At 70.5% G+C, this 22051-nt stretch carries 20 protein-coding genes and 4 pseudogenes; 17 read left to right on the top strand and 7 right to left on the bottom strand.

Annotation, left to right across the window (positions count from 1 at the left end; all coding sequences use genetic code 11):
- Nucleotides 1–9 precede the first annotated feature (9 nt).
- The 9 genes and pseudogenes from NRF20_RS14310 (at nucleotide 10) to NRF20_RS14270 (ending at nucleotide 7711) form a co-directional block, all read left to right on the top strand.
- Nucleotides 10–1215 (top strand): ABC transporter ATP-binding protein, encoded by a 1206-nt coding sequence (locus NRF20_RS14310; protein WP_398630381.1) that lies wholly within the window; start codon nucleotides 10–12, stop codon nucleotides 1213–1215.
- Nucleotides 1216–1233: 18 nt separating this feature from the next.
- On the top strand, nucleotides 1234–1905 hold the full coding sequence (locus NRF20_RS14305; protein WP_266357723.1) for a trimeric intracellular cation channel family protein: 672 nt from the start codon (nucleotides 1234–1236) through the stop codon (nucleotides 1903–1905).
- Between the two features lie 180 nt (nucleotides 1906–2085).
- Nucleotides 2086–2955, top strand: coding sequence for a thioesterase family protein (locus NRF20_RS14300; protein ID WP_413752669.1), 870 nt, complete (start codon nucleotides 2086–2088; stop codon nucleotides 2953–2955).
- A 51-nt stretch (nucleotides 2956–3006) separates the two neighbouring features.
- A pseudogene (locus tag NRF20_RS14295) lies at nucleotides 3007–3273 on the top strand (helix-turn-helix transcriptional regulator); the annotation flags it as partial.
- A 69-nt stretch (nucleotides 3274–3342) separates the two neighbouring features.
- Nucleotides 3343–3681 (top strand): PadR family transcriptional regulator, encoded by a 339-nt coding sequence (locus NRF20_RS14290; protein WP_266357719.1) that lies wholly within the window; start codon nucleotides 3343–3345, stop codon nucleotides 3679–3681.
- Nucleotides 3678–4571: a hypothetical protein gene (locus NRF20_RS14285; protein ID WP_266357717.1), complete on the top strand. Its 894-nt coding sequence runs from the start codon at nucleotides 3678–3680 to the stop codon at nucleotides 4569–4571. The genes NRF20_RS14290 and NRF20_RS14285 overlap by 4 nt, the downstream gene beginning before the upstream one ends.
- A 352-nt stretch (nucleotides 4572–4923) precedes the next feature.
- A complete protein-coding gene (locus tag NRF20_RS14280) occupies nucleotides 4924–6150 on the top strand; it encodes an acyltransferase family protein (protein WP_398630379.1) in 1227 nt (408 codons plus the stop codon).
- A 173-nt stretch (nucleotides 6151–6323) separates the two neighbouring features.
- Nucleotides 6324–6458, top strand: a pseudogene (locus NRF20_RS14275) (DUF4190 domain-containing protein); the annotation flags it as partial.
- Nucleotides 6459–6541: 83 nt separating this feature from the next.
- Nucleotides 6542–7711: a cysteine desulfurase family protein gene (locus NRF20_RS14270; RefSeq protein ID WP_413752668.1), complete on the top strand. Its 1170-nt coding sequence runs from the start codon at nucleotides 6542–6544 to the stop codon at nucleotides 7709–7711.
- A gap of 36 nt (nucleotides 7712–7747) precedes the next feature.
- Here NRF20_RS14270 and NRF20_RS14265 read toward each other — a convergent pair whose 3' ends face one another.
- The gene (locus tag NRF20_RS14265) at nucleotides 7748–8428 is read right to left on the bottom strand and encodes an N-acetylmuramoyl-L-alanine amidase (RefSeq protein ID WP_398630377.1); all 681 of its coding nucleotides are present in this window, start codon (nucleotides 8426–8428) and stop codon (nucleotides 7748–7750) included.
- Nucleotides 8429–8489: 61 nt separating this feature from the next.
- Here NRF20_RS14265 and mnmA point away from each other — a divergent pair, with 61 nt between their 5' ends.
- Nucleotides 8490–9620, top strand: coding sequence for a tRNA 2-thiouridine(34) synthase MnmA (mnmA, locus tag NRF20_RS14260; RefSeq protein ID WP_413752667.1), 1131 nt, complete (start codon nucleotides 8490–8492; stop codon nucleotides 9618–9620).
- 246 nt (nucleotides 9621–9866) lie between these two features.
- On the opposite strand, the pseudogene NRF20_RS14255 reads toward mnmA, so the two are convergent.
- Nucleotides 9867–10006: pseudogene (locus NRF20_RS14255) on the bottom strand (IS5/IS1182 family transposase); the annotation flags it as partial.
- A 94-nt stretch (nucleotides 10007–10100) separates the two neighbouring features.
- Nucleotides 10101–10193, bottom strand: a pseudogene (locus tag NRF20_RS14250) (pyridoxamine 5'-phosphate oxidase family protein); the annotation flags it as partial.
- A 209-nt stretch (nucleotides 10194–10402) separates the two neighbouring features.
- Between NRF20_RS14250 and NRF20_RS14245 the strand changes: the two are divergent.
- Nucleotides 10403–11137 carry a dienelactone hydrolase family protein gene (locus NRF20_RS14245; protein WP_398630375.1) on the top strand — a complete coding sequence of 245 codons (735 nt, stop codon included), beginning with the start codon at nucleotides 10403–10405 and terminating at the stop codon, nucleotides 11135–11137.
- A 443-nt stretch (nucleotides 11138–11580) separates the two neighbouring features.
- Here the strand turns inward: NRF20_RS14245 and NRF20_RS14240 are convergent, their stop codons facing one another.
- Both NRF20_RS14240 and NRF20_RS14235 read right to left on the bottom strand, forming a co-directional pair.
- Entirely contained in the window at nucleotides 11581–11775 is a 195-nt protein-coding gene (locus NRF20_RS14240; protein ID WP_398630374.1) for a DUF397 domain-containing protein, read from the bottom strand.
- A gap of 11 nt (nucleotides 11776–11786) precedes the next feature.
- Nucleotides 11787–12581, bottom strand: a complete 795-nt coding sequence (locus tag NRF20_RS14235) for a helix-turn-helix domain-containing protein (RefSeq protein ID WP_398630373.1) — start codon at nucleotides 12579–12581, stop codon at nucleotides 11787–11789.
- Nucleotides 12582–12922: 341 nt separating this feature from the next.
- Here NRF20_RS14235 and NRF20_RS14230 point away from each other — a divergent pair, with 341 nt between their 5' ends.
- A complete protein-coding gene (locus tag NRF20_RS14230; protein ID WP_413752666.1) occupies nucleotides 12923–13387 on the top strand; it encodes an ATP-binding protein in 465 nt (154 codons plus the stop codon).
- A gap of 76 nt (nucleotides 13388–13463) precedes the next feature.
- Here the strand turns inward: NRF20_RS14230 and NRF20_RS14225 are convergent, their stop codons facing one another.
- Both NRF20_RS14225 and NRF20_RS14220 read right to left on the bottom strand, forming a co-directional pair.
- Complete coding sequence (locus NRF20_RS14225; protein WP_398630371.1) at nucleotides 13464–14264, bottom strand: alpha/beta fold hydrolase; 801 nt, start codon at nucleotides 14262–14264, stop codon at nucleotides 13464–13466.
- 95 nt (nucleotides 14265–14359) lie between these two features.
- Nucleotides 14360–14695: a DUF427 domain-containing protein gene (locus NRF20_RS14220; protein ID WP_266357695.1), complete on the bottom strand. Its 336-nt coding sequence runs from the start codon at nucleotides 14693–14695 to the stop codon at nucleotides 14360–14362.
- Nucleotides 14696–14815: 120 nt separating this feature from the next.
- Here NRF20_RS14220 and NRF20_RS14215 point away from each other — a divergent pair, with 120 nt between their 5' ends.
- The 5 genes from NRF20_RS14215 (at nucleotide 14816) to NRF20_RS14195 (ending at nucleotide 21901) form a co-directional block, all read left to right on the top strand.
- A complete protein-coding gene (locus tag NRF20_RS14215) occupies nucleotides 14816–15355 on the top strand; it encodes a TIGR00730 family Rossman fold protein (RefSeq protein WP_114246802.1) in 540 nt (179 codons plus the stop codon).
- A gap of 42 nt (nucleotides 15356–15397) precedes the next feature.
- The gene (locus NRF20_RS14210; protein WP_398630370.1) at nucleotides 15398–16087 is read left to right on the top strand and encodes an SDR family oxidoreductase; all 690 of its coding nucleotides are present in this window, start codon (nucleotides 15398–15400) and stop codon (nucleotides 16085–16087) included.
- Nucleotides 16088–16134: 47 nt separating this feature from the next.
- Nucleotides 16135–17160 (top strand): methionine synthase, encoded by a 1026-nt coding sequence (locus NRF20_RS14205; RefSeq protein WP_413752665.1) that lies wholly within the window; start codon nucleotides 16135–16137, stop codon nucleotides 17158–17160.
- Between the two features lie 30 nt (nucleotides 17161–17190).
- Nucleotides 17191–19383: an NAD-dependent DNA ligase LigA gene (ligA, locus tag NRF20_RS14200; RefSeq protein ID WP_413752664.1), complete on the top strand. Its 2193-nt coding sequence runs from the start codon at nucleotides 17191–17193 to the stop codon at nucleotides 19381–19383.
- Between the two features lie 358 nt (nucleotides 19384–19741).
- A complete protein-coding gene (locus NRF20_RS14195; protein ID WP_398630367.1) occupies nucleotides 19742–21901 on the top strand; it encodes a putative bifunctional diguanylate cyclase/phosphodiesterase in 2160 nt (719 codons plus the stop codon).
- Nucleotides 21902–22051: the final 150 nt, after the last annotated feature.

Below are 22051 nucleotides of genomic sequence, written 5' to 3'. Positions count from 1 at the left end.
GACAAGGCCGTGACGAGCGAGGACAAGGGCGTGGACGTTCCGGCGCAGAGGTCCGCCGGGAGCGGCGCGGCGGTCAAGGACGCAGCCTCCCCCGAGGTGCTGCTCAAGGTGACCGGGCTGCAGAAGCACTTCCCCCTCAAGAAGGGGCTGCTGCAGCGCAGTGCCGGCGCCGTGAAGGCCGTCGACGGGCTCGACTTCGAGGTGCACTCGGGCGAGACCCTGGGCGTCGTCGGAGAGTCCGGCTGCGGAAAGTCGACAATGGGCCGGCTGATCACCCGGCTGCTCGAACCCACCGCGGGGAACATCGAGTTCGAGGGGAGGGACATCACGCACCTCGGCGTCGGCGCCATGCGCCCGATGCGCCGCGACATGCAGATGATCTTCCAGGACCCGTACTCCTCGCTGAACCCCCGGCACACGATCGGCACGATCGTGGGTGCCCCCTTCAAGCTGCAGGGCGTCACGCCCGAGGGCGGCGTCAAGAAGGAGGTGCAGCGGCTGCTGGAGGTCGTGGGCCTCAACCCCGAGCACTACAACCGCTACCCGCACGAGTTCTCCGGCGGTCAGCGCCAGCGCATCGGGATCGCCCGCGCGCTCGCGCTCAACCCCAAGCTGGTCGTGGCGGACGAGCCGGTGTCGGCGCTGGACGTCTCGATCCAGGCGCAGGTCGTGAACCTGCTCGACGACCTCCAGACCGAGCTCGGTCTGACATACGTGATCATCGCCCATGACCTCTCGGTCGTACGGCACGTGTCGGACCGGATCGCGGTGATGTACCTCGGCAAGATCGTGGAGCTGGCGGACCGCGAGTCGCTCTACAAGGCGCCGATGCACCCGTACACCAAGGCGCTGCTCTCGGCGGTCCCGATCCCTGACCCGAAGCGCCGTTCGGCCAAGAGCGAGCGCATCCTGCTGAAGGGCGACGTGCCGTCGCCGATCTCGCCGCCCAGCGGCTGCCGCTTCCACACCCGGTGCTGGAAGGCGACGGAGATCTGCAAGACGCAGGAACCGCCACTGGTCGCGCTGAAGACCGGGCACCAGGTGGCCTGCCACCACCCGGAGGACGCGCCCGACCAGGCGCCCGGCGAGACGGTGACGGCGGCGGCGCGCGAGGCGATCGAGATCGTCAGGGTGCAGAAGCCGGAGGCCGACGAGACCGCCGCGGACGACGGCGCCGCATCGTCCGATACGCCGGAGGACAGCCCGAAGGAGTAGTACCGGCACAATTGCCCGGTGCTCAACGAACTGTTCACGCCCTCCGTCCAGCATGCGCTCGACATCGCCGGAATCTTCGTCTTCGCGATCTCCGGCGCACTGCTCGCCGTACGCAAGAACTTCGATGTCTTCGGCATCGCGGTACTCGCCGAGGTGACCGCGCTGGGCGGGGGGCTGTTCCGTGACATTGTCATCGGGGCGGTCCCGCCCGCGGCGTTCACGGATCTCGGCTACTTCATCACCCCGCTCCTCGCCGCCGGCCTGGTGTTCTTCCTGCATCCGCACGTCGAACGGATCCAGGTGGGCGTCAACGTCTTCGACGCGGCCGGCCTCGGGCTGTTCTGCGTCACGGGCACGGTCAAGGCGTACGGCTACGGCCTCGGCCTCACCGCGTCGGCGGCCCTGGGGCTGGCCACCGCGGTCGGTGGCGGTGTGCTGCGCGACGTACTGGCCAACGAGGTGCCTTCGCTGCTGCGCTGGGACCGGGACCTGTACGCGGTACCCGCGATGGTCGGCGCCGCCATGATCGTGCTGTGCATCCGCTTCGACGCGCTCAACGCGTTCACCAGCGGCACCGCGGTCATCATGGCCTTCGTGCTGCGGCTGCTGGCGATGCGCTACCACTGGCGGGCCCCGCGCGCCTACAACCGGCGGTCGGCGACGGCCGAGGAGGGCCCCGCGGCCACCTGACGCGACTTCGCGCCCGCCCGGGACCAGGGTGGGTGCGAAGTCCCGTACGCATGTCGCGGGATCGTCGGACCGTCTCCATGGGACGGACCCCGGACGCCGAGCCCGCGTCCGGCTGCGCCGACGTCTTCCGGGCACCTAAAAGCTACCGCTTAGTAATACAATCGGTGTACGGTGCATCGCATGGCACAGGCAGCAGCGCAGACGGCTCAGGCCGCGCAGGCAACCATCGGGGACAGCGAATTCGACCGCGACACCGCGGTCACCCTTCGCGAGGGCGGCGTCTATGACGCCGAACTCTCCGCTGGATGGACGATCCTCGGGGCCGTCAACGGCGGCTATCTGCTGGCCGTGCTCGGCCGCGCACTCGGCGAGGCCCTCCCGCACCCGGATCCCTTCTCGGTCTCCGCGCACTACCTCACCGCATCCGCCCCAGGCCCCGCGGTGATCCGGACCCAGGTCGTCCGCTCCGGCCGTACGCTCTCGACCGGCCAGGCATCTCTCTTCCAGTTCGCGCAGGACGGCACCGAGATCGAGCGCATCCGTGTCATCGGCACCTACGGTGACCTGGACACGCTGTCCGACGAGGTCCGCACATCGGCGAAGCCGCCGGCCATCCCGCCGCTGGAGCGCTGCCTCGGCCCGGCCGACGGCGGCCCTGCCCCGATCCCCGGCGGCTCCGCCATCACCGAGCGGCTCGACATCAAGATCGACCCGGCGACGGTCGGCTGGGCCGTCGGCGCCCCGTCCGGCAAGGGCGAGATGCGCGGCTGGTTCGGCCTCGCCGACGGCCGCGACGCCGACCCGCTCTCGCTGCTGCTCGCCGTCGACGCGCTGCCGCCCACCTCGTTCGAACTGGGCCTCAAGGGCTGGACGCCGACCATCGAACTCACCACCCACATCCGCTGCCGCCCCGCCCCCGGCCCGCTGCGCGTCTCCATCACCACCCGCAACCTCGCGGGCGGCTTCCTGGAGGAGGACGCGGACGTCTGGGACAGCGCGGACCGGCTGGTGGCCCAGTCCCGCCAACTGGCGCGGGTGCCGCGCGCATAGCCGGACGGGCGCGGCGGGCGGGGCGCGGAGGGGTAGGGGGGAGCCGGTGACGTGAAAGCCGACCGGCTGCTCCCGATCCTCCTGCTGCTCCAGACCCGCGGCCTGATGCCCGCCACCGAGCTCGCCGAGCGCCTCGAAGTCTCCGTACGCACCATCTACCGGGACATCGAGGCGCTCTCTGTTTCCGGCGTCCCGGTCCATGCCGAGCGGGGGCGGCGCCGCGGCATCGCGCTGCTGCCGGGATTCCGGACCGATGTCACCGGGCTCACCGCCGACGAGGCGCGCGCCCTCTTCGTCCTCGCCGCCGAGGGAGCCTATTTTTTCGCTCGCTCCGCACTCCTGGGGGCCGCTGGCGTCATATGTCGGTGAATGACATATGGTTCTCACATGACTGATCGTGCGATGCAGGAACCGACCCTGCTCCTCCTCACCGCGCTCGCGGACGAGCCACGCCACGGCTACGCGATCGCGCGCGAGGTGGAGGCGATCTCGGGCGGCCGGGTCAAGATGCGGACCGGCACGCTGTACGGCGCGCTGGAGCGCCTGTTGCAGCAGGGGCTGATCGAGGTCCACAAGGAAGAGGTCGTGGACAGCCGGCTGCGGCGCACCTACACCTTGACCACCCCCGGACGCGAGGCCCTGGCCACCGAAGCCGAACGGATCGCGGCCACCGCGCGCGAGGCCACTCGGCGCCTCGGCGTCATCGGCAAGGCGGCCACCACGTGAACCCCGTACTGCTGCGCCTGTATCCGGCGGGCTTCCGTCGCGCGTTCGGCAGCGAGATAGCCGAGGCCTACCAGGAGGCGACCGAGGGGGCGGGCCCGCGCGCCCGCCTCCGCGAAGCCGCCGATGTCGCCTTGCACGCCCTGCGGCTGCGTCTCGGCATCGGCTCCGCGTACCCGGGCGGCCGGCTCTTCGCCAGTGCCGCCCCGTTCGGCCTGGCGGCGACGGCCGCGTACGCCGCCTTCAACCTCATCGGCAACGCCGGCGACTGGTACGTCATGCGCACCGCCGGGACCGACGGCAGCGCGGGCCCGCTCCTGACCCTGATGAACGGCTGCTACCTGCTGACCCTGATCGGCGCGGTCGTCGCCTTGGCCGGACGCCACCTCCCCGGCGTGCTGTGCGCGGTCGCCGGGACCGTGGGCTCCTCGGCCAGTTTCCTCTACCCGATCTGGCGCACGCCGCCCGACCTGCGGTGGGAGCTCGTCGGTTTCCTCCTCGCGCCGATCCTGATCGCCGCCCTCCCGCTCGCCTGCCCGCCCGACCTGCGCCCGGCCCGCCGGGTGCGGAGCGGGGCGGGGGTGTTCGCCGTGGCGGTGTGGGCCGTTCTGCTGGTGGCCGCCATGGTCGTGATCGACCCGCTCGGGATCGGGCCCGTCCTGCCCTGGCGGCTGGGCGTCCCGCTCGCCGCGGCCCTCGTCCTGGCGGGCCGCCAGGCCTTCGCCGGGATCCGCAGCACCACCGGGCTCGCCTTCGCCGCGACACTGTTCCTCGTCACGCTGTACTTCTCGGGCTGGGTGAGCACCGAAGAAATCCTGACGGCCGTCGGCGCCGTCGCCGTGGCCCTGCGCATGCGCCGCGGGAACGGCTCCGACACCGCCAACCCGGCCTGACCGCAGGCGAGCCGGTGAGATCAAGGAGCAGAGCGGACCGTTCCGGTCAGCCTCGATAGCACTCCCGCTTCCGGCTTCCCGCTTCCCTCGGCGATCCGGCGTACAGCCGCGTGTGCACGGCCGTACGCGTGACGTCCGAGCGACCTCTCCCCGACGGCTCCTGCCCGCCTCATGGCGACCGAGCCGGCGGCGTGCCCCGGACCTCGCGGGTCCAGCGCCACTCGCGACGTCCCAGAACACCCCGTCATGTCCCCACCCTGCCACCGGCGTCGCCGGTGGCCAGGAGCGGCATGCCCTCCTCCTTCCCTCAACGGCGGCCTTGAGCACCGGCCGCCTCGCAACAGGAGATTCCATGTCCGAGTCCGCACTCCGCGAAGCCGCCCGCAACCTGCTCCGGCCCGCCCGGGCAACGCCGGCGCGACCATCGGGTGCCTCCACCAAGGGCGGTCGCCTGGCCGCGATCGACGCGCTGCGGCTCCTCGCGGCCGTCGCCGTGGCGGCCTACCACTACGTCGGCACCCCGACCCCCCGCTTCTGGGGCGAGAACCACGACCTGCCGCAGGCGGCACCGCTGCTCCACGCCGTCAGCGGCTACGGCTGGCTCGGGGTGGAAGCATTCTTCCTGATCAGCGGCTTCGTCATCTGCATGAGCTGCTGGGGACGAACCCCCGCACAGTTCGCGGTCTCCCGCATCGCCCGGCTCTTCCCGCTGTACTGGGCGGTCGTGCTGATCGTCGTGGTCATGGGAACCGTCGCGGTGCTCGTCGGCCAGCGGTCAGGGGCGCCCACGGACCTGCGCACCACCCTCGGCAACCTGACGATGATCCCCGGGCCGCTGGGCGTGGACTTCACCGCCGGCGTCGCCTGGACCCTCTGGGTGGAAGCCCGCTTCTACCTGCTCATGGGGGCTCTGCTGCTGATCGGCCTGACCTACCTGCGCGTCGTGGCCTTCGGATTCCTCTGGCTGGTTCTGGCGTCCATCGGCCGCGAACTGAACTCCACCGTCCTGGACGAGCTCCTGCTGAGCCAGTACGCCGGACTCTTCGTGACCGGCATCGCCTGCTACCTGATGCACCGCTTCGGCCCGAACCTGCTCCTGTGGCTCCTCACCGGCTTCGCGTGGTGCTACACCCTGACCGTCCTCGACGACCGCGTGGCCACGCACCCCACTTCCGACTGGGGTGCCAGCGCCGCCGTGCTCACCGGCTTCCTCGTACTGCTCGCCGTGGCCGGCCTCAGCAGGCTGCGCCACCTCCAATGGCGGACCTTCGTCTACGCCGGAGCCCTGACCTACCCCTTCTACCTGGTCCACCAGAGCGTCGGCATACCCGTCGCCCGCGGCGTCCTCAAGGCCGCCCCGGCGCTCGGCCTTCTCCCCGCGATCGCCCTCGGCCTCCTCTTCTCCCTCCTGCTGGCCGCCACCCTGAACCGCCAGGTCGACCGCAGGCTCGGCCCGCTCCTGCGCCGCCACCTCACCGCGGCCCTCGACCCCGCCCCCGCGGAGCTCCGGCCCCGTAGGCAACGGGGCGTGGCGCCCCGGGCATTGGCGCCCGCGAAGGCCGGCCCGGCAGGCGATTGACACCGCACCGCCGGCCGGGGGCCTGGTACTGCAACCGCATGTGGGGGTCATGGCCTCGGCGTGGGTAGTGGCAGCGGCGGGCTTGGCTGCGGCGTCGGAAGTGTGGCCAGCGCCGACGGTGCTCGTCGGAATGGCAGTGGGGCGTGATGCCGATGTGCCCGATCAGTCGGCGGATCACCGCCCTGGCCCGTTCCACCTCCCGTCGGGGCCGTGCCTGCCTGGGGCTCGCGCTCGGCATCGCCGACCTCGTGGTGCCGGCCTGCCTGGTCACCGGCTCCGGCACCATCTCCTGGAACTTCGCAGGCTGACCGGGGCCGCGACCGGTGCGCGGGGCCGGGCTGCGATGCGCCCGGCATACGCCCCGCCGCAGGCTCGTAGAATCGAGCCCATCATGGCTTACCTCGACCACGCCGCGACCACGCCGATGCTTCCGGAGGCGATCGCGGCGATGACCGCCCAGCTCGCCGTCACCGGTAACGCGTCCTCACTGCACGCCGCCGGGCGGCTGGCCCGCCGTACCGTCGAGGAGTCGAGAGAGACCCTCGCCGATGCCCTCGGCGCACGCCCCAGCGAGGTGGTCTTCACCTCCGGAGGTACCGAGGCCGACAACCTCGCGGTGAAGGGTCTGTACTGGGCCCGCCGCGCTGCCGACCCCCACCGCACCCGGGTGCTGGCCAGCCCCGTCGAGCACCACGCGGTGCTGGACGCCGTCGACTGGCTCGCCGAGCACGAGGGTGCGAACGTCGAATACCTCCCCGTCGATCTGTACGGACGCGTCCACCCGGACGCACTGCGCGAGGCGATCCTCCGTAACCCCGACGATGTCGCGCTGGTCACCGTGATGTGGGCCAACAACGAGATCGGCACGATCATGCCGGTACGTGAACTGGCGGACGTGGCCCGCGAGTTCGACGTACCGATGCACGCCGACGCGGTGCAGGCGTTCGGGCAGCTGGAAGTCGACTTCGCCCGGTCCGGTCTTGCCGCGATGACGGTCAGCGCGCACAAGATCGGCGGACCGTTCGGCATCGGCGCGCTGCTGCTCGGCCGCGAGTACACCCCCGTACCCGTGCTCCACGGCGGTGGCCAGGAGCGGCACGTCCGCTCGGGCACCCTGGATGTGCCCGCCATCGCCGCCTTCGCCGTCGCGGGGCGGCTGGCCGCCGACGGGCGCGAGGAGTTCGCCCACGAGATCGGCGGACTCCGCGACGACCTCGTCGCGGCCGTGCTGGCAGCCGTCCCCGACGCCGTCCTCGGCGGCGACCCGGCGCCGGGCGGCCGCCTCCCCGCCAACGCCCACTTCACCTTCCCCGGCTGCGAGGGCGACTCCCTGCTCCTGCTGCTGGACGCCCAGGGCATCGAATGCTCCACCGGCTCCGCGTGCACCGCGGGGATCGCCCAGCCGAGCCACGTCCTGCTGGCCACCGGCACCGCCCCGGACCTGGCCCGCGGCACCCTGCGCTTCTCGCTCGGCCACACGTCCACCAAGCAGGACATCGACGAGGTGGCCCGCGCCATCGGCCCGGCGGTGGAACGGGCACGGACGGCGGGACTCAGCTGAAATCGAGCCCGTCCGGCGATCGGGCGGCCCTCGTGGTCACCGCGCGCCCGCCGCCCTGACCAGCTTCAGATACCGCTCCCAGTCCCAGTGCTTCCCCGGATCGGTGTGGTCGGTGCCCGGCACCTCCACATGCCCGATGATGTGCTCGCGGTCCACCGGCATCCCGTACCGCCCGCATATCGCCGCCGTCAGCCGCGCCGACGCCCCGTACATCGCCGCCGTGAAGTCCTGCGGACGGTCCACGAACCCCTCGTGCTCTATGCCGACACTGCGCTCGTTGTACGACCTGTTCCCCGCGTGGAACGCCACATCCAGCTCACGGATCATCTGTGCCACATGGCCGTCCTTGCGCACCACGTAGTGCGCCGCCGCCCCGTGTTCCGGGTCCTGGAAGACCTTCACAGCGCTCCGGTAGCTGCCCTGGGTGACATGGATGACGACCCGGTCGATCGGGTAGTCGGCGGGGCGGTCGGCCCGCCGCCAGTTCGCCGGGGACGCCGATATCCACTCGGCCCGCGCGTAGTCCAGCTCGCCCGGCGTCCGGGGCTTGTCCACCCCCGGCAGCCGCCACCAGGCATGCTCCAGCTTCTCCCGCGCCAGCGCGGCCGTACCCACGGCCGTGACGGCAGCGCCGATCAGCAGCCCGCGCCGACTGATGCGGTGCCCGGACTTCGCCGTCGCGGAGCCCTTGGCGCCCGCCGTCCCCTTGGTCCCCATGTGATCCAGAACGCATATCCGTGAGCGTTCGGTTCCCGGCGCCCCGTACTCTGGTGGAGCTATGACTGAGACTTCCCAGCGCCCCCTCCGCGTGCTCGCCGCCATGTCCGGCGGTGTCGACTCCGCCGTCGCCGCGGCCCGTGCCGCCGAGGCGGGCCACGACGTGACCGGTGTGCACCTCGCTCTCTCCGCGAACCCGCAGTCCTTCCGTACCGGAGCGCGCGGCTGTTGCACGATCGAGGACTCCCGCGACGCGCGCCGCGCCGCGGACGTCATCGGTATCCCGTTCTACGTCTGGGACCTCGCGGAACGCTTCCGTGAGGACGTCGTGGACGACTTCATCGCCGAGTACGAGGCCGGGCGCACCCCCAACCCGTGTCTGCGCTGCAACGAGAAGATCAAGTTCGCCGCGCTGCTCGACAAGGCCCTCGCGCTCGGCTTCGACGCCGTGTGCACCGGCCACTACGCCACCGTCGTACTGAACGAGGACGGCAGCCGCGAGCTGCACCGCGCCTCCGACATGGCCAAGGACCAGTCGTACGTCCTCGGCGTCCTGGACGAGAAGCAGCTCGCCCACGCGATGTTCCCGCTCGGCGACACCCTCACCACCAAGGACGAGATCCGCGCCGAGGCCGAGCGCCGGGGCCTGGCCGTCGCCAAGAAGCCCGACAGCCACGACATCTGCTTCATCGCCGACGGCGACACCCAGGGCTTCCTGGCGAGCCGCCTCGGCACCGCCGAGGGCGACATCGTCGACGAGTCGGGCACGAAGGTCGGCACCCACGAGGGTGCCTTCGGCTTCACCATCGGCCAGCGCAAGGGCCTGCGCATCGGCCACCCCGCCCCCGACGGCAAGCCGCGCTACGTCCTGGACATCTCCCCGGTCAACAACACGGTGACGGTCGGCCCGGCCGAGTCCCTCGACGTCACCGCCCTCACCGCCATCAAGCCCCGCTGGTGCGGCACCGCCCCGGCCGGCCCCGGCGCGTACACCGCCCAGCTCCGCGCCCACGGCGGCGAGACCGAGGTCACGGCGGAACTGGTCGACGGCACGCTGAACGTCTCGTTCACCGAGCCGGTACGGGGCGTGGCCCCCGGCCAGGCGGTCGTGCTGTACGACGGCACCCGCGTGGTCGGCTCGGCGACGATCGCAACGACGGTGCGGCGGGAGACGGCGGCGGCGTCCGGCTGACCGACCCTGACCCGTCCCGGCCCCGGCTGACCGCCGGGGCTGGGCACTGCCAGGGCGGACGTCATAGGCCGCTGCTGCGGACCGTCCGCATGTGATGCAGATACGGACGGGGTCGGCCTCCCTGTCCCGCCGGGAGGCCGAGGGCGCTGCTGCGTTTCCGGGCGCCGTAACTTCGGCAGATGGCCACGGTGGCTCAGCTTTGGGGCTCTTGGGACAGCAAGGCCAGTGGCAATGAGCCCTGCCTCGCTATCCGGCGAGGACGAGGTTGTTCAGGCGTGCAATGCCGGCATGGCGTGGTGGACGCCGTCACCCTTGAGACGACAGTCGCGGAGGATCTTCCAAGTCTTCATGCGGGCGAAGCCGTGCTCGACGCTGTCCGCTACCTGGTCGACAACGCGGTGCCCGAGCTGTCCGCCACACCCGTGCCGGACCTGTTGCGGCGCGACTTCACCGCCACCGTCCCGTGTCAGCACGGGCTGTCTACCGTTCCGGCCTGGTCCAGAACTGCCGGGGCGCGAAACCCTCGCGCCGCAGCCAGTGCTCGGTATAGACGATCCGCTCGGCCTCAATTACGTCGGCTTTTGTCCGGTGGGCTACGCTGTGCGGCCATGAATACCGGGACGGCATTGCGCCACACACGGATTGGTGACCCGGTGCTCTTCTGAGCGCCGTACGGGCCGGTGCGGGCCCGCTGTTCGATCGAGGATCTTGCGCTGCTGCGCGGGCTCCGCCTCCGTCGTGTTGATCACAGGCTCGACACATCAACCACGACAGGAGAATTCATGCCCACCAAGACGCTGCAGATTCCCACCACGGACGGCCAGGCCGACGCCTTCGCCGCCTTCCCCGACCACGGCGAGCGGCACACAGGGGTGCTGATGTACGCGGACGGCTTCGGTATCCGGCCCGTGCTGCGGGAGATGGCCCGCGAACTGGCCGGGCACGGGTACTACGTGCTCGTCCCCAACCTCTTCTACCGGAACGGCCCGGCACCGGTGATCGACCTTCCCCAGCACATCGGAGAAGAGGTCCGGCCCGCGCTCATGGCCCAGTTGATGCCCTTGATCGAGGCGCACACCGCCGAACGTGTCCTGAGCGACGCCGACGCCTACCTCAGGTTCCTCACCACCCAGCCCGAGGTCGGCGCCGGACCGGTCGCGGTGACCGGCTACTGCATAGGCGCCCTCCTGGCGATGCGCACCGCCGCGGCCCACCCCGGCCAAGTGGCCGCCGTCGCCGGATTCCACGGCCCCGTGGGCGCGGACGGGCCCGACGCCCTCGCCGAGATCACCGCCCAGGTCCACTTCGGCCACGCCGAAAGCGACCTGACGCCCGAGACCCTCGGCGAGCTCAACCGGGCCCTGGACGCCGCCGGTGTCGGCTACACCTCCGAGATCTACCCCGGCACCGTCCACGGCTTCACCATGTCCGACACCGACGCCTTCAACCCCTCCGCATTGCAGCGCCACTGGGACCGCCTGCTCCCCCTCCTCGACCGCACACTGGCCAACAGTTGAGACTCCGGCTCGGAAACCAAGCCTGAAGTACACGGCTGCGACCAGCAGACGGCGCGGCGGGCCACACTGATGTCGGCATGGCCGTGGCCCGCCTGGCCACCGAACGCTGGATGGCCGACGAGTAGGCCGACTTCGTCCGGGAGCTTTCGGCTGGCGCGGCGGAATCGCTCACCGTCGCCGCCGGGGCGTCCCCGGCGAGCGGGGCATCCCCGGCCGTGACGGCTGTCTCAGCCAATCCAGTCCACCTAGGTCAGCGGCATCTGCGGCGACTAACTTCGCTGAGAAGAGACATGATTCATCGACAATCGCTGTCGCTTGAATTGAAAGCCAGTGGTCGCCGGGTTCAAGGCCGACACCGCCGGGTGGTTCCTTCTGCAGATCCCCCCTTTACACGCCCCGGCAGCATGCTGGTGGAGGCTCTGGCCCGATGACTGGATTCCAGGTCAGCCGATGTCGCTATAGCCGGTCTTTACTCCCAGCACAAGTGCACGCAGCGCATCCCGGCTTGTCACCAGAACGGCATTCGGGCTCTCGCTCTCGCGCAGCGCAACGCCGTCGGCTCCCGACGCAGCGACCTCGACGCAATTGTTGCCGCCGCCTGCGCAGAACGAAGAGCGCTGCCAGTCACGTTCGGGCATGTCTTGACCTCTCACAGCTCGCGGGCGATGGACCGGATGAGCCCCCGCGACTCTTCAGCAGAGAGTGCGGAGCCTTCTATCAGGTCCAAAAGGGAACGATAGTTCCCCAGCGGCGTCGGGGCATCAATGAATTGGCCGCCGAATGATGTGTCGAGTTGGACCGTGTCGAGCTGCGGGACGGAGCCCTCGGTGTAGAGGACTGACTGTCCGGCGCCGTGGAAGGGGCCCGCACTGAACGGGATGACCAGCAGAGTCACGTGATCCAGTTCGGATGCATCCGCGAGATAGGCGAGCTGTCGGCGGGACACATCCCGACCGCCGAACTCCAGCCGCAGTGCGGCCTCATGGATGATGCCGAGGTATGGAGTCGGGTTCTCTCCGGTGATGACGGCCTGCCGGCCCATGCGGTGGGCTACCCGGAGTTCCACCTCCAGCCGGGGCAGCTGCGGCACCGCGAAGTCGAAGATCGCCCGCGCGTGCTCCTCGATTTGAAAGAGGCCTGGCAAGTGGACAGTCTGTGCCGTGCGGATGCGCGTAGCGAAGTGCTCGATCTCGGAGACGTCGAGATGCCCGTCGGGGAGTTTGCCTCGGTACTCGTCCCACCAGTGCCGCGCCCGTCGACCGCCTGCCATCGAGGCGAGTGCATCGATCAGCGCTGAGTCCGGGCACCCGTAATGGCAGGCGATCTGGCGGACACGTTCCTCGCTGAGCCCGGTGCGGCCGGCCTCGATGTTGGAGATCATCGTGCGGTCCGCGCCGAGCATTGCGGCCGCCTCCAGGATCGAGATGCCGGCCTGCTCGCGCATGCGCCGGACTTCAACGGCCAGGCGCCGCTGGCGGCCTGTGGGTGCATTTCGTGGAGCCATGGGTCCTCTCTCGTGCGCGCACAGTCTTGCAGGGGCCTGCGAAGCGGTCCAGCGAGTCAAATGACGACTCACTCATTCGTGGAAAAGTGCTCACATGTGAGTCACAGTGCTTTAGTTTGTGACCTGCGCCGCCGACGTGACCGTGTGTTACGGAAGCGCACCGCTCCACCCCGCCCACCCAGTAAGGCGGCCCCGGACCGGCATTGCCACCGTCACCCGACCGCAACCATCGCTGGCGCACGACCACTTGAGACCACTCGCACGCACCCCAGGAGGTGCCCGTGAGGGCTGAATCCACCCCCTACACCCCGTACACCCACCACCCCGCCCCCATCCCGTTCGCCGACCCCTGGCAGTACGAGCTCGCCTTCCCCTGCGACCCGCGCAGTCCCCGCATCGCCCGTACGACCCTCCGGGCCATCCTCGGTGCTCACGAACTCGACGAACTCATTTACCGAGCCGAGCTGTTGACGTCGGAGCTGACCACCAACTCCGTACGGCACACCAAGGGGCCCGCCGCCGTGCGGCTCCAATGGCGGCACCCTGTGCTCCGGATCAGCGTCTGGGACATGAGCCCGGACCTGCCCAAGCCGTACGCCCCGCCCGCCGATCCCCACGCCGAAGCCGGGCGAGGTATGGCCATCCTCGAACTCGTCGCCGACCGCTGGGGCGGGTGTGCCATAGGGGAGGGGGCGTACGGGCCGGGCGGCAAGACCGTCTGGTTCGAGCTCGCGCTCGGAACCTGAGCGCGGCGATGGCGAGGCCCCGCACAGCCACGCCCGACCCCTGTACGGGCGTGACCGCACAGGGCGGACCGTGGGGTCAGGAAGCCTGGCGCGCGTACATGTCCCTGCCGAAGAACTCCGCCAGGACCGGGGCCACCGCCTGCGGCGCCAGTTCGCGGGTCTGGCCCGTCAAGGTGCGGTGGCGGGCGCGCGGGAGTGCGTCCGCGAGGGCGCGGGTCGCCAGCCGTGCCGGGGTGGGGCTGAAGCCGCCGCAGACCACCAGCGTGCGTGACGTGACGGACGCGAACCGTTCGGCCGGGATCGAGCCGTCGCCGAGCAGTGCATCGTCGTACGCGAGTGTGTGCGCCAACGACACCAGGCCGGGCCACAGCGGTGCACGTCGCATCCGGGCGATCATGTCGGCCGGGACACCTGTCATGGACAGGAACAGCTCCACGGCCCCGCCGCGGTCCCCGGCGGACAGCAGCCGGTGCAGCCGGACCGTGCAGCATGCCTTGAACTGCACCCCCGAGGCCCCGGGGGTGTAGGGCGGTTCGTACACCGCCAGCAGGTCCACGGGGAGGCCGGCCGCCTGCGCCTCCAGGGCCAGCGCCCCGCCGGCCCCGACGCCGAACACCGAGGCCCGGCCACCCACCACGGCGACGAGCGCGGCCAGGTCCCCGATCTCGCGTTCCACCGCGTACGGCCCGCTGTCGCCGCTGGAGCCGCGGCCGCGCCTGTCGTACGTGACCACCTCGAAGTGCGGCGCGAGGAGGCGCGCGAGGGGAGCCTCGGTCGCCGCCGTGCTCAGTGCGCCGCCCACCAGGATCACCGGTGGTCCTTCACCTCGGCGCCGATACGCGATCGAAGTGCCGTCGCGGGAGAGAGTCTTGTCCATGTGAAGATTGACTGCGCTGCCGCGGAAAAGTCATCGCTTCGGCCGAGAATTTTTTGAGATTCTTCAATTCCCAAGGCCAGAGCGGTGCTTGACGATCAGTCGGAGATCATCTCGGTGTCGTAGAAGCAGAAGTGATCCTTGATCGCGGCGACTTCGGGCTTGGGTTCCGGATACGCCCAGACGAGATCCGCCGCGTCCGGCAGTGACCAGTAGGAGGCATCGCCCTTGAACGGGCAGTGAGTGTGAGTGTCCGAAGCCGTCAGAAGTTCCGTACGGACGTCCTCGGGCGGCAGGTAGTAGCGGACCGGACAGCCCGTCTCGCGCAGTACGAGCGGGCGCCGGCTCTCGGCGAGCACCTGCCCGTCGCGCACCACACGTACGTGCTCGGTGCCGGGTTCGACGGTGATGACATGGCCTTGTGTGGAAGTCATGTTTGGTTCAGCCGCCTCGCGGGCCGATTTCTTCCCCCTTCTTCCCCTTTCTTCCCCGGTGCCGGCCGGTTCTCCGCCCGGCCGCCCGGGCGTGTCAGTGGTGCCCTTTACGGTGTCTGCATGAACATCTGCGTTTTCCTCTCCGCCGCCGACCTCGACGACCGCTACACCCGGCCCGCCCGCGAATTCGCCGAAAGGCTCGGCCGGGGCGGACACACACTGGTCTGGGGAGGGTCGGAGAGCGGGCTGATGAAGGTCGTGGCCGACGGGGTGCAGGAATCGGGCGGACGGCTGGTCGGGGTGTCGGTCGACTTCCTGGCCGCGAAGGCGCGTACCAATGCGGACGAGATGGTGATCGCGCGCGATCTCGCCGAGCGCAAGGCGCTGCTCCTGGAGAAGGCCGACGCGGTCGTGATCATGGTGGGGGGCACCGGGACGCTCGACGAGGCGACCGAGATCCTGGAGCTGAAGAAGCACGGCAAGCACGACAAGCCGGTGGTCCTGCTCAACACGGCGGGCTTCTACGACGGGCTGCGCCAGCAGTTCCAGCGTATGGAGGACGAGGGCTTCCTGCCCCTTCCGCTGACCGACCTGGTGTTCTTCGCGAAGGACGGCGTGGGCGCCCTGGCCTACCTGGAGGAGTGGTCCGGCCTGCGGTGACGCGGCGGCGGGGTGCGATCAGCGGGGTGCGATCATGGGGGCATGTCCACTCATGTCATCACCGGCGCAGGCTCCGGCATCGGCGCAGCCGTCACCCGTCGGCTTCTGGAGCGCGGTGACGAGACCGTGCTGCTGGCCCGTGACGCGGGCCGCGCGAAGGAGCTGGCCGCTCTCCACCCCGGCGCCCGTACGCTCGTCGGTGACCTCTCCAACCCGGACCGGCTCTCCTGGGCGTTCGCCCAGCAGGCGATGCCGGAGCGGGTCGACTCGCTGCTGCACGTCGCGGGCGTCGTCGAGCTCGGCAAGGTCGGTGACCTCACGCCCAAGGCATGGCACTTCCAGCTCAACGCCAACCTGGTCGCACCCGCCGAGCTGACCCGGCTCTTCCTGCCGCAACTGCGGGTCGCCCAGGGCCATGTGCTCTTCGTGAACTCGGGCGCCGGTCTCGCGGCGCACGCCGAGTGGAGTGCGTACGCCGCGAGCAAGCACGGCCTGAAGGCGCTCGCCGACTCGCTGCGCCAGGAGGAGCACGCGAACGGCGTCCGGGTGACGTCCGTCTATCCGGGGCGCACCGCCAGCCCCATGCAGGCCAAGGTCCACCAGCAGGAGGGCAAGGAGTACGACCCCTCCCGCTGGATCGACCCGGAGTCGGTGGCCACCACGATCCTGATGGCCGTCGACCTGCCCCGCGACGCCGAGGTCAACGACCTCACGGTGCGCCCCGGGCGCTGACCGCCACCACCGACCGGACGGGCCGGCCACGGCCTTAGGCTTCCCGTGTGAGCGAGAAGAGCAAGTTCAGGGGTTGCCCGGCCACCGGAATCGGTTCCATGCCCGGGGGAGACGCACGGGAGGCGGCGAAGACCGTCACCGGGTCCTTCGGGGACGGCGAGGGCCTGCCGTATCTGGCCGAACTGCCGGCCCGCGGGCCCGGTGCGGACATGATCGGGCGGACCATCGGGCTGCTCGTCGACCTGTACGGCCATGTCGAGCCCAGCGGCTGGCGGATCAGCGACCGGCCCGGACGGGACACCCGCCGGGCCAGGTCCTGGCTCGGCGAGGACCTCGACGCGCTGGAGGAGTTCACCCAGGGGTACGAGGGCCCGCTCAAGGTCCAGGCGGTCGGTCCCTGGACGCTGGCCGCCGCACTGGAACGGCGGGGCGGCGAGGCCGCGCTCGGCGACCCGGGGGCCTGCCGCGACCTGGCGGGCTCACTGGCGGAGGGACTGCGCGCCCACCTGGCGGAGGTGCGGCGCAGGGTGCCGGGCGCCGAAGTGATCCTCCAGCTCGACGAACCGTCGCTGACCGGCGTACTGCGCGGGCGGATCAGGACGGCGAGCGGCTACCGCACCTACCGGGCCGTCGACCGCCAGGTCGTGGAGGGCACCCTGCGCGATGTCCTGGCGGCGGCCGGGGACGGGGCGACGGTCATTCACACCTGTGCACCCGATGTGCCGTTCGCGCTGCTGCGCCGGGCCGGGGTCGACGGTATCTCGTTCGATTTCTCGCTGCTCACCGAGCGTGAGGAGGATGCGATCGGGGAAGCGGTCGAGGGCGGCACCCAGCTCTTCCTCGGGGTGGTGCCGGGCACCGACCCGGCCTCGGGTGATTTGTCAGACCCGGGCGGTAGCGTCATGGGTGTCAGGACGCTGTGGCGCAGGCTGGGGCTGAATCCGGGGACTCTGACGGAGTCCGTGGTGATCACCCCGTCGTGCGGGCTCGCGGGTGCCTCGCCCGCGTATGCGCGCGCCGCGCTCGCCCACTGCGCCAGGGCCGCGAGATCGCTCGCAGACAACCCTGAGTAACGGGGCAACGGGTAACGGGAGGACGAGACGATGGCCGGCGAACAGCAGATGTCAGTGCCCGCACAGGATCAGGAGCAGCACGCACTGCTTGCCGAGCAGATCGAGGAGCACCGCTTCCGGTACTACGTGAACGACCAGCCGGTCGTGAGCGATGCCGAGTTCGACCGGCTGATGCGCGCGCTGGAGGCCCTGGAGGAGACGTATCCGCAGCTGCGCACGCCGGATTCACCGACACAGAAGGTCGCGGGGCCGTACCAGACGGAATTCACCTCCGTCGAGCACCGCGAGCGGATGCTCTCGCTGGACAACGCCTTCGACGACCTGGAGTTGGCGGCCTGGGGCGAGCGGATCGCCAAGGACGTCGGCGCCACCGGCTATCACTTCCTGTGCGAGCTGAAGGTCGACGGACTTGCGGTCAACCTCACCTATGAGCACGGGCGGCTGACCCGGGCCGCGACCCGCGGCGACGGCCGCACCGGCGAGGACATCACCCCCAATGTCCGTACGATCGCCGAGATCCCGCACCGGCTGAAGGGGGACCGGATTCCGGCGCTGGTCGAGATCCGCGGCGAGGTCTTCTTCCCGATGGAAGCCTTCGAGGAGCTCAACGCCCGGCTCGTCGAGGCCGACGACAAGCCGTTCGCCAACCCGCGCAACGCGGCGGCGGGTTCACTGCGCCAGAAGGACCCGAAGGTCACCGCCACCCGCCCGCTGCACATGGTGGTGCACGGCATCGGCGCCCGCGAGGGCTTCGACATCGACTGCCTCTCGCACGCCTACGAGCTGCTGCACGAATGGGGTCTGCCCACCGCCAGGCACAACAAGGTGGTGGACTCCCTCGACGAAGTGCGGGAGTTCATCGTGTACTTCGGCGAGAACCGGCACTCCGTGGAGCACGAGATCGACGGCGTCGTCGTCAAGCTCGACGAGATCCCGCTCCAGGGCCGGCTGGGTTCCACCTCGCGCGCCCCGCGCTGGGCGATCGCCTGGAAGTACCCGCCGGAGGAGGTCAACACCAAGCTGGTGAACATCCGGGTCGGTGTCGGACGCACCGGCCGGGTCACCCCGTACGCACAGGTCGAGCCGGTCGAGGTGGCGGGCTCCGAAGTCGAGTTCGCCACCCTCCACAACCAGAACGTGGTGAAGGCGAAGGGCGTCCTCATCGGGGACACGGTGGTGCTCCGCAAGGCGGGCGATGTGATCCCGGAGATCCTCGGCCCGGTCGTCGATCTGCGTGACGGCACCGAGCAGGCATTCGTGATGCCGACGCACTGCCCCGAGTGCGGTACGGAGCTGCGGCCCATGAAGGAGGCCGACATCGACGTCCGCTGTCCCAACGCCCGGTCCTGTCCCGCGCAGTTGCGGGAGCGCCTTGCCTATCTTGCGGGCCGCAAGTGCCTCGACATCGACCACTTCGGTTACGTCGCGGCCGCGGCCCTGACCAGGCCTCTGGAGCCGGCCGAGCCGCCGCTGCGGGACGAGGGCGATCTCTTCGGGCTGACCGTCGAGCAGCTCCTGCCGATCCGGGCCTATGTCCTGGACCAGGACAGCGGACTGCCCAAGCGCGACCCGAAGACCGGCGAGGAGAAGACCGCCTGGGTCTTCGCCAACCAGCAGGGCGAGCCGAAGAAGAACGCCCTCGCCATGCTCGACGCCATCGCCGCGGCCAAGGACGCCCCGCTGGCCCGGATCCTCACCGGGCTCTCCATCCGTCATGTGGGCCCGGTCGCGGCCCAGGAGCTGGCCCGTCAGTTCCGCTCCATGGACCGGATCGACGAGGCGACCGAACAGGAGCTGGCCGATGCGGACGGGGTCGGCCCCATCATCGCCGCCTCGGTCAAGCAGTGGTTCGCCGAGGACTGGCACCGGGAGATCCTGCGCAAGTGGCGGGAGGCCGGGGTCCGGATGGAGGACGAGGGAGCGGGGGAGGAGGTCGGGCCGCGCCCGCTCGAAGGACTCACGGTCGTCGTCACCGGCACGCTGGCCGGACATACCAGGGATGGCGCGAAAGAGGCGCTCCAGAGCCGTGGGGCCAAGGTGACGGGTTCCGTCTCGAAGAAGACCTCTTTCGTGGTCGTGGGTGACAACCCCGGTTCGAAGTACGACAAGGCGATGCAGCTGAAGGTCCCCGTGCTGGACGAGGACGGCTTCGCCGTACTGCTCGGACAGGGGCCGGACGCCGCGCGCGAGGCGGCCGTACCCGTCGAGGAACCGGCGGAATAGGACGGATCTCCGTCGCATAACCGGCGCAACGGGGCGGAACCTCGTTGGCCGGCCCCGAAATGGGGTCGATCGGCGGATGAGTGGTGAACGGGTGGGCAGAAAGGGTGTAGACGGACGGACAGGGACAAGGGTTGTCGTCGGGGGGCCGGGTTCACCCGATCGGCGCATAGCAGATGCTGACGGACGGTCGGTTCGCATTCGGGCAAGAGCTGTAGAGCGCTGCCCGTAGACGCCTTCTGCGGCCTACTGTTGAGATGTGCACCTGCCGTGCCCGGCCACGGTGTGGGAAATCGGGTCGTGGTGGCATGGAGCTGAACCATCGGGCGACATCGGCACCGCCGGCTGTGAGAGGGACGGAATGAAACCGACCGAGAGCGCCGCACCGGTGTCGCGGCTGCAAGGTTTCGTCGGCCTCACGCCCAAAGTGGGTGCCGTCGTCGTGGCGATCGCCGTTGTTCAGCTCGCGACCGGTTTCTACCGGACCGTGAGTGAAGGACACGCACTCTTCCCCGACGGCAGGGCCGGCTGGTCCCTCGCCGTCCTCACCGGAATCATCGTCGGGCATCTGGTCGCGCTCGGACGCGACCGATGGTGGGGCGGCACCGGTTCCGGAGCCGCCCTCACCCTTGCCGTGCTGCTCCTCTACGGCTGGGTGCCCGCCGGTCTGGTCAGCCTGGTCGTCGTCGTCCTCGTCGGCGTGGCCCGCAGACACCGCTGGCGGCAAGGGCTGCTGCACGGCGCGGTGGACATCCTGGGGATAGGCGCGGCAGCCCTGGTGCTCGCCGCGTTCGGTGAGGTGCAGACCGTCGAATCGCCCTGGCAGCCACTCCACTGGGGCATCGCCGCCGTCCCGGAAGTCCTCCTGGCCGCCTCCACCTACCTTCTGGTGACCCGGGTCCTGCTGTGGTATGCGCGGGCACCCCAGGGCGGCGGGCTGCCGACCATCGCCCGCACCGCCCTGCTGCGCCAGGGCCTCGTCGCGGTGGCCCTGCTCGGCATCGCACCGCTGATCTGCGTCGTCTCGATGGCCATGCCCGTACTCCTGCCACTCTTCGCGGTCCCGCTGATCGCCCTGGACTCCACCCTCTGGATCGCCCGCGCCCGGGCCGAGGAGCAGCTGCGCGACCCGCTGACCGGGCTGCCCAACCGGCAGTGGCTGCTGGAACGCACCTGGGCGGCCCTGGAGGACGCCGAGTCCACCGGCGCCAGATCCGCTCTCGTCCTGATCGACCTCGACCGTTTCCGTGCGGTCAACGACACCCTCGGTCATCTGGCGGGGGACCGCCTGCTGCTGCAGATAGCGGAACGTCTCAGACTGGCGCTCCCGCGAGGAGCGGAGGTCGCGCGGCTGGGCGGTGACGAATTCGCCGTGCTCCTGCCGACCGCGGACTCCACCACCAGCGCCCAGCGGGTCGCCCGCCATCTGGTCGCTGAGCTGTCCTCCCCGCTGGACCTGGACGGTCTGACCCTGGTGCTGGAGGCGAGTGCTGGAGTCGCCGTCTACCCGGACCACGCGCTGGACGCCGAAGGGCTGCTCAGGCGCGCGGACGTGGCGATGTACCAGGCCAAGCGCGACCGTACGGGCGTCGAGGTGTACGAGTCGAAGCGGGACAGCAACACCCCGGACCGGCTCGGGCTCCTCGGCGACCTCCGGCGTGCGCTGGACGCCGGGGAGGTGGAGCTCCACTACCAGCCGAAAGTCCGCTTCGACGGCCAGGTGGCCGGCCTCGAAGCTCTGGTGCGCTGGGTGCATCCGGAGCGCGGCCGGGTCCCTCCGGACGAGTTCATCGCCATCGCCGAGTCGTCCGGCCTGATGCCGCACCTCACGGAGTACGTCCTGGAGACGGCGCTGGCCCAGGTCGCCCGGTGGAGGGCGCAGGGGCTCTTCGTCCCGGTCGCGGTCAACGTCTCCCCGCGCGATGTCCACACCCCCGGATTCGCGGGCGGCGTCGCGGCACGGCTCGCCCGGCACGGCGTCCCGGCCGGGGCGCTGCAGCTGGAAATAACAGAACATGTGCTGCTGGAGGACCCGCAGCGCGCCGCCGACACCCTCGCCGGACTCACCGGGCACGGCGTGAAGATGTCCCTCGACGACTTCGGCACGGGGTACTCCTCGCTGGTCCATCTGCGCCGGCTGCCGGTCAGCGAGCTGAAGATCGACCGGTCCTTCGTGGCCCGTCTGGCCGTCGACAACGAGGACGCGGAGATCGTCCGTTGCACCATCGACCTGGCCCACTCGCTCGGTCTGCTGGTGGTCGCGGAAGGGGTCGAGGACGACGAAACCTGGGAGCGGCTGCGGGATCTGCGCTGCGATGCGGTGCAGGGGTGGCTGGTCGCCGCTGCGATGCCGCCGCAGGAGACGACGGCCTGGCTGCGGGCGCGAGGTGAGCACGGGTGGCGACGGCCGGCGGAGCTGGCGGCTGCGGCGGCGGCCGCCGCGGCCGCCGCCGGTGCGACGCCCGAGCTGGAGCAGCGGCCGTCCGGGCGGGCGGTCGAGTCGAGGCCCGCGACGACATGAGCGCGGGGGTGCGGTGTGCGGGCACCGGTGGAGTCCGGCGGCCGCTCTGTCCCCAATTGCCCAACGGGCCTGAACCGGGCTCGCCGGACGGACTCGAATCTGTCGCCTGACCAGGGCGTTCACCCGGGTGGCGGGAGTGGCTGCGGGCGA

It is taken from the genome of Streptomyces sp. R-74717 (genome assembly GCF_047305335.1).
GTDB classification, from domain to species: domain Bacteria; phylum Actinomycetota; class Actinomycetes; order Streptomycetales; family Streptomycetaceae; genus Streptomyces; species Streptomyces atratus.
Note: the sequence above shows the minus strand (reverse complement) of the source record. Positions and strands in the feature narration are given on the sequence as shown.

Bases quoted from the DNA above. Each gene is read 5' to 3' on its own strand.
- NRF20_RS14300 (WP_413752669.1), top strand. From the start codon at position 2,086: ATGGCACAGGCAGCAGCGCAGACGGCTCAGGCCGCGCAGGCAACCATC.
- NRF20_RS14290 (WP_266357719.1), top strand. From the start codon at position 3,343: ATGACTGATCGTGCGATGCAGGAACCGACCCTGCTCCTCCTCACCGCG.
- NRF20_RS14280 (WP_398630379.1), top strand. From the start codon at position 4,924: ATGTCCGAGTCCGCACTCCGCGAAGCCGCCCGCAACCTGCTCCGGCCC.
- NRF20_RS14270 (WP_413752668.1), top strand. From the start codon at position 6,542: ATGGCTTACCTCGACCACGCCGCGACCACGCCGATGCTTCCGGAGGCG.
- NRF20_RS14265 (WP_398630377.1), bottom strand. From the start codon at position 8,428: ATGGGGACCAAGGGGACGGCGGGCGCCAAGGGCTCCGCGACGGCGAAG.
- mnmA (WP_413752667.1), top strand. From the start codon at position 8,490: ATGACTGAGACTTCCCAGCGCCCCCTCCGCGTGCTCGCCGCCATGTCC.
- NRF20_RS14245 (WP_398630375.1), top strand. From the start codon at position 10,403: ATGCCCACCAAGACGCTGCAGATTCCCACCACGGACGGCCAGGCCGAC.
- NRF20_RS14240 (WP_398630374.1), bottom strand. From the start codon at position 11,775: ATGCCCGAACGTGACTGGCAGCGCTCTTCGTTCTGCGCAGGCGGCGGC.
- NRF20_RS14235 (WP_398630373.1), bottom strand. From the start codon at position 12,581: ATGCGCGAGCAGGCCGGCATCTCGATCCTGGAGGCGGCCGCAATGCTC.
- NRF20_RS14225 (WP_398630371.1), bottom strand. From the start codon at position 14,264: ATGGACAAGACTCTCTCCCGCGACGGCACTTCGATCGCGTATCGGCGC.
- NRF20_RS14220 (WP_266357695.1), bottom strand. From the start codon at position 14,695: ATGACTTCCACACAAGGCCATGTCATCACCGTCGAACCCGGCACCGAG.
- NRF20_RS14215 (WP_114246802.1), top strand. From the start codon at position 14,816: ATGAACATCTGCGTTTTCCTCTCCGCCGCCGACCTCGACGACCGCTAC.
- NRF20_RS14210 (WP_398630370.1), top strand. From the start codon at position 15,398: ATGTCCACTCATGTCATCACCGGCGCAGGCTCCGGCATCGGCGCAGCC.
- ligA (WP_413752664.1), top strand. From the start codon at position 17,191: ATGGCCGGCGAACAGCAGATGTCAGTGCCCGCACAGGATCAGGAGCAG.
- NRF20_RS14195 (WP_398630367.1), top strand. From the start codon at position 19,742: ATGAAACCGACCGAGAGCGCCGCACCGGTGTCGCGGCTGCAAGGTTTC.